This window comes from Dietzia sp. DQ12-76, from assembly GCF_014145045.1.
Lineage (GTDB): Bacteria > Actinomycetota > Actinomycetes > Mycobacteriales > Mycobacteriaceae > Dietzia.
In genome coordinates this window covers 1-2,154 of the sequence record NZ_JAALDV010000453.1, presented here as the reverse complement: position 1 = coordinate 2,154, position 2,154 = coordinate 1, and the positions used below count along the sequence as shown (strand labels likewise).

General features: G+C 72.3%; 1 protein-coding gene. It reads right to left on the bottom strand.

Going from position 1 to position 2,154, the window contains the following annotated elements:
• A partial coding sequence (locus G6019_RS14550; protein ID WP_304506211.1) for a beta-ketoacyl synthase N-terminal-like domain-containing protein occupies window positions 1-2,154 on the bottom strand: 2,154 nt, incomplete at both ends.

Genomic DNA, 2,154 nt, shown 5'->3' with positions numbered 1-2,154 from the left:
CGCGACGTCGCCGCGCGCCAGCAGGATGGTGCCGCCGCCCTGCGACTCGACGAACCCGCCGCGCCGCCGGTCGTTGGCCCGGCTGTAGTGCCGCTCGTCGATCCCCTTGGCGGCCATCGCCGCGGAGTCGGCGGTGGCGGACATGTCGGCGAAGCCCTGGATGCCCTCGGTGGACAGGTCGTCGAACCCGCCTGCCACCACGAACTCGGCCTTGCCGGCGCGGATCTTGTCGAAGCCCTCCTCGACGCTCACCGCGGTGGTGGCACAGGCGGCCACCGGGTGGACCATCGAGCCGTAGCCGCCGACATAGGACTGCATGACGTGGGCGGCCACCACGTTGGGCAGGGCCTCCTGCAGCGTGTCGTTCGCGCGGCTGCGGCCCAGGATCCCGTCGATGTAGAGCGAGCGCATGCTCGTCATACCGCCCATGCCGGTGCCCTGGGTATTGGCGACGTCGGCCGGGTGGACGTGGGCCAGCAGCTCCGCCGGGGTGAAGCCCGAGGAGATGAAGGCGTCCACGGTGGCCACCAGGTTCCACGCCGCCACCCGGTCGATACCGGAGACCATGTCGGCGGGGATGCCCCATGCCGTGGGGTCGAAGCCGGTGGGGATCTGGCCACCCACGATGCGCGTGAGCGTGGTGCGGCGGGGGACGCGGATCTCGGTGCCCGCCTTGCGGGTGACCGTCCACTCGCCGTCCTCGCTTCGGGTGACGACGGTGTTCTCCGGATCGTCCTCCTGGTACGCGCGGGCCTGGCCCTCGTCATCCACGACGAAGGACAGGTCCTCCGGCAGGAACACCGAGGTCAGTTGCGGCGAGGCATTGTCGAACATCTCCGCGCGCGAATCGTCGGCGTAGGTGCGCACGCCCACCCGGGCGAGGACCTCGTCGTGGAACCGCTCCGCGATCTCGGCCTCGTCGATCGGGTCACCGGATTCGGTGACGGTCCAGCCGGCGCGCGGCGAGTCCTCCCAGGTGATGAGTCCGGTGGACCAGGCCAGCTCGACCACGCCGGCGGCGCTGAGGTCGCCGGTGGTCTCCACCTCGAAGCGGGTGCGGGCGCTGCCGTACGGGCCGACCTCGCCGGATCCCACGATCACGACCATGTCCTCGAGGTCCTGCGTGACCTCGCCCCACTCGGGACGCTCGTCGGGGGTGACGGTCTGCAGCGACGGCAGGGCGGCGATGGTACCGTCCGCGTCCTCGGTGGTGGTCTCGGACGTCGCCGCCGGCCGGTCCGCGGCGAGCGCGGCCATGTCCAGATCGGCGGAGCCGAGCCCTCCGGTGAGGTCGACGGTGAGGGGTGCCTCGCCGGCGGCCCGGCGGACGTCCGGGGTGCACGAGTCCAGTAGCTCGTCGGCGATCCCGGTGGTGGACCAGGTGGACACGCCCGCGGCCTCGACGGCCTCGACGAGCGGGTCGTTGTGGCCCATCAACCCGGTGCCCCGGACCCAGCCGATGATCGCGTGAACGAACGTCACCCGCTCGGCCCAGGACTTCTCGGAACCCCACTTGGCGATCATGGCGTCGAGCGCGGCCTTGGCCTCGCCGTAGGCCCCGTCGCCGCCGAAGATCCCGCGGTTGGGCGAGCCGGGCAGGACAACGTGCAGGCGGGAGTCGACGTCGGTGTCGGCGCCGATCGCGCCGAGGCCGGCGACGAGCTTCTCCACGCCCCACAACAGGACGCGCATCTCGGTCTCGGCCCGCGGTCCGGCGTCGGCCATCGAGCCCTGGACGCGGGGGGCGGCGAACGGGAAGAGCAGCGTCGGGGTGAGCGGAGCCTTGAGGACGGTGGTCTGTCCCCCGGCCGACTCGGCGTGCTCGGAGCCGACCCACTCGACCAGGGCGTCGACGTCCGAGTACGAGGTGAGGTTGGCCGGCAGCACCCACAGCACCGCGCCGCCACGGGCGTGGGAGCGGTAGAGGTCCTTGAAGAAGGCCAGCTTGGACTGGTCCAGGCTGGAGGTGGTGGCCACTACGGTGGCCCCTCCCGCCAGGAGCTTTCCGGTGACGGCGGCGGCGATGGAACCCTTGCCCGCCCCGGTGACGACGGCGACGTCGTCCGCGTAGCGGCCGACGAACTCCTCGGCGGCCGTCTCCGCGATCTCCCGGTAGGCCACGGCGAGGGCGTCCCGGCGGGCGTCGGCGGCCCG